We start from the raw sequence: 4,598 nt of genomic DNA on the forward strand, positions 1-4,598 counted from the left end.
TTCACTCACTTCAGTTGCAGCTTGTTTCGTGTATGTTACCGTTACTTCGATGTCTGCACTATCAGCTGTCACACTTTGTGCGGCTACTTTGGCTTTATCAGCTGTGTAACCTTTAAGCTCGGGGCTTGTCACTGCACCAAATTCTTGGGCATCGCTCCACTCATTCCATGTGATCTCATCTGTTACCGCATCTTTGGCACCTGTTCTTGTGAACGTCTTAGTTTCAACCACTGGTTTAGCTACTTGAGTACCATCTGCATAAACATAGTTGATCGTGCGCGTTACTTCTTTTGTTTCGCTCACTTCAGTTGCAGTTTGTTTCGTGTATGTTACCGTTACTTCGATATTTCCACTATCGGCTGTCACACTTTGTGCGGCTACTTCGGCTTTATCAGCCGTGTAACCTTTAAGCACTGGGCTTGTCACTGCACCAAATTCTTGGGCATCGCTCCACTTATTCCATGTGATCTCATCTGTTACAGTGTCCTTGATCCCAGTACGCGTAAATGTCTTAGTTGCAACATTTGGTGTTGCAGCTTGAGTATCATCTGCGTAAATATAATTGATCGTGCGTGTTACTGTCTTATCTTCAATTACATTTTCAGTTGGATTCTTAGTATACTTAACTGTTGTTACATAAGCTTTATTTTCATCCGTTGGCGTTACTGTGATCGCTGCTACTTCTTTTTGATCAGCCGTATAGCCCGTGATCTCTGGTGAAATGACCGCTACAAAACTTGCTTCAGTTACTTCCTTACCATCGACCATCCATGGTGTATAAGTTACTTTATTTAAAGCTAAATTATTCACCTTATCACGTGTAAATGTGATAGTTTTTGTCACTGTTGGCGCAGCTGACTGGTTATTTTCAGCATAGACATAGTTGATCGTTTGTTCAAATTTAACACTTTGAGCTTCGATATCTTTGTCAGCTTCATAGACATAGGTAACTACAACATCTTGACCCGCTGTAACACCTGCAGGCTGTCCTTCGACTTTAACAAATTTATAGTGTGGACGTGTGATACCAGTTGTCACATATGGGTCACCTGACATGATATTTTGAACAACTGGTGCTTGGATCTCGTTACCGTCTGTATCGATCCATCTTGTTGTAACATCTACATAACGTTGGATCTCCAATTTGTAAGTTGGGGCAACATTATAGATACCACTGACACCTGTTGAATTTTCATGTTCACCAGTGAAGTGATCTTGAAGTGTGACACCCACTACACTAGAACCATCTTTAATACCAGTGATCTTAAAGCCTAATTCAGCCATCGCTGTTGCACTTGGATCTAATTTATCTGACTTAAGGACTACTGCCCTTACTTTAGACCAATCAGTTACTTGATCAGCTGTCACAAATTCTACTAGAGCAGCTTCAGTTACTTGATCACCTACAAATGGTGTATAAGCAAATAGTAATTGTCCATTACCAGTTCCTGTAGTTGTTACTTTATCAACACCTTCACCAGTCAAAACGATCGTCGCATTATCTCCATTTGCTACGCTAGGTAAATTGATGACATTATAGGAGTATTCTGAAACACCTTTATCAGTCAAAACATTAGCTAAGCGGATCGTCCCTTTAGAGTTAGCCAACTCTTTTGAACTACTATATGCTAACTTGGTCGTTCCTGTTTCTTCGGTATATTTTCCAGCGTCAGCTGCTTTGACCCCATTCATTGGACCGTAAGTTGATGGATAAGTGAAACTGTAGCTCACTTCATTTGGTGTATTATAGAAACCTAAGTTAGTTGATCGAACCTTATAAGTCTTGCCATCCCGCAACGTGACCTCACTAATATTAGCAAAACCATTAGTTGGTGCGGAAACTTGATCATTTTCGTTAAGCTCCATGAATAAACTCATCCCGTTTTCAGGGTAAGCATAGGATAACGGTAACTGATTCTTATTTGCTACGATCTTCAATGGTGTCGTGTACGAAGTTCCATTGATCAAAACAGGTGTCCGATACCATGGTGTTTCAGGTAAGCTGATCTTAAACATCCGTTCACCGTTGATCCCGATGTACCCTAGATCTTCAACAACAGCATCTTCGTAAAGTGCACCACCACGTTTGTAAACATGTAACTGACTAGCATCTTCTAGATCAAATCCTTGAGGGATCGCAATGAAATAGGAACTCGGAATGTCATTATATTGAACGACATTTCGGATCTGATATGTGATCGTTGCAATATTACCACCATTTTCACTCGTTGGTTGGTAAGAAGTATTGTTGAAATTCAAGATATTTCCAGTAAACTGGTTCTTACTTGGACTAGGTGCTTTGATATCAAGTGACATTTCACCTGTCAATTCCTGTCCTTTATCGGAAGTCACAGTATAGCTGTACTCTGCTTTATCATTGACCTTCTTAGTCGTTCCTTTTTCTAAGATCGCATTGTTACTGAAATTGATCTTAACTTTAGTACCTGCTTCAATATTTTTATAACCGATATCAAGTGCTTTAATGTTAGACCCATCTTTAGCAACACCTGCACTGATCGCTTTATCGTCGATAGCAACAACAATAGAGTTTACATTAGAAGTTACAAAGTTACCCATTTTTAGATCTACTGTGCGACCATCTGTCAATGTTGCCCGTGTTAAACCGCTTGGTTGGTTTTCACTTGACGATGTGATCGCTAATGCATACTCACCTTCGCCACCATTCATGATCGTACCTGGTTCGATATCTAAGTGGATCAACACATTTTCTTGCGCGATATTACCATTGTTATATACTTCGATCGAACGGATCAGACTACCATTGTCATTATAGTCTAGCTTTGTATCGTCAGATTGGTGTTCTCCATCAGCTTGACCATTATCTGTGTAGATCGCACCATCTTTTTTCTTGAATTGTGCTTCCCAAGAATTATTAACTTTATCAGCCACAGCTAAATTGAGCTGCTTAGTCCCCACAGCTTGCTGGATCATATTCTTAGCTCGTTCACCTTCATCGTTGATCGAATAGTATGCAACTGTAGCATCAAAGGTGTTATCACTGGCAGCTAATTCAGTTGTGTATATCCCAAATAATAATAATGACCCTTTCAATAGATCAGTTTTGGCATTATTAAACTCAATAACAACCGGTTCACCTGCATTAGCTTGTTTGATCGTAACATTTTTTCCATTAGCTAATGTAGCAAAATCACTAGCTGTATCGCCAACAACCGACTTATCAGTCAAACCATATGCATGACCAATGCTTGTAGTATCAGCCAAAAAGCCTTTTGGAACATTTAATGTTACTGTACCAGCAAAATTATCACCGTCTTTTTGACCGTTATTAGCTAAATTGATCCCTAAAACATATTTTTGACCCTTAACTAACCCATTTTCTGCGGTTTGATTTTGATCAAAATTGAGGTTGACTGCAGTGATCTCGGCAGGTCGTCCGATCGTATAAGTGATCTCACCAATATCATCCCCATTTTTCTTAACAACAACTTGGAATTTTGAACCTGGTGTTAAAAATGACCAATCAGAAACAGTTGGCATCAATCTTAAATTAAAAGTCATTGAGGCTGTTGTGTTGATATTGTACGTAAAAGTTGTATTTTGGCTGGTCTTGTTAGTAACATATCCTGGATCAGCTACTGGAGAAGTTTCTGTATCAACACTGTACAACTCACCATTGATACTACGATCAGTCGACGCTGTAAAGATATATGGAACAGTGACCGTAACTTTATCCCCCGCAACAGCTGGGACCATAATTGAAATACTACGCGTTTCATTATCGCCGTGATCCAATGTTACTGCTTGGCTTTGAGTATTATTTTCGATCACTTGACCTGCATTGACTGCTGGCGTGTCGTCAACTGCACTTCTAAAAGCTGCGTGCGTTTGTTCTTGTGGTGCTTCAGTTGTACTTTCAGTAGATGATACTTCATTATTTTCAACTGGTGCCGTAGCTTGATCGGTAACCTTATCTGCATCTGCTTGCTCAGCCGTTTGCGTCGGAGGAAATAACTGTTAATCAAAATATATTAAAATGTAATCAAACGCGATATAATATCTACAAAAAAGATGAAATGTGAGGTAGATATTATGGCGATATTAAAAACAAAAGAAATGGCAGTAGCCATTATGCGGTTGGAAATGTATCTCTGTCCATGAATACGAAGCATGAAGACTTTGCAACATATTCAGAAACAATGACGGACAGGGAAGGCTTGATTAAGGATATTATCTTTTCTGTAATGGCAAATTACACCATGGATGAGGCAAAGATAAGCTCTACCCAGATTAAAAAAGAAATCCTTTCAGAAGTCCAAGAACTTTTCGGTTCTGATTTTATATATGCAGTATCATATAATTTCTTATATAATTAGAAATAATTTAGATACCTCTTGGACTAAGCTATAGGGGGTGGTTGGCGACATGGGAGAGGTACTATCTCAAAGTGAGATTGCCAGTCGTAGTTGCCCGTTGAGTTGTTACCTGTCTTTCCCCAGGAAACACGGAGTTTCAGGTTAGAGAGATAGTCCGATGCTCCCTGCATGAACGATTCTTCCGAAATACGCCATCCACCGGAGAACGAGGGGAAATATCCCCAACGTTGGTTCACACCGAAA

At 39.7% G+C, this 4,598-nt stretch carries 2 protein-coding genes; one reads left to right on the top strand and one right to left on the bottom strand.

What is annotated here, in order from left to right; all coding sequences use genetic code 11:
* The coding region (locus tag Q9Q35_RS09640) for a MucBP domain-containing protein (protein ID WP_304653165.1) at positions 1 to 3,810 on the bottom strand (3,810 nt) is incomplete at its 3' end.
* A gap of 269 nt (positions 3,811 to 4,079) precedes the next feature.
* On the opposite strand from Q9Q35_RS09640, the gene Q9Q35_RS09645 reads away from it, so the two are divergent.
* A complete protein-coding gene (locus Q9Q35_RS09645; protein ID WP_304653166.1) occupies positions 4,080 to 4,355 on the top strand; it encodes a flagellar basal body-associated FliL family protein in 276 nt (91 codons plus the stop codon).
* Positions 4,356 to 4,598: the final 243 nt, after the last annotated feature.

The sequence above is a fragment of the uncultured Ligilactobacillus sp. genome, assembly GCF_948826705.1.
Taxonomy (GTDB): domain Bacteria; phylum Bacillota; class Bacilli; order Lactobacillales; family Lactobacillaceae; genus Ligilactobacillus.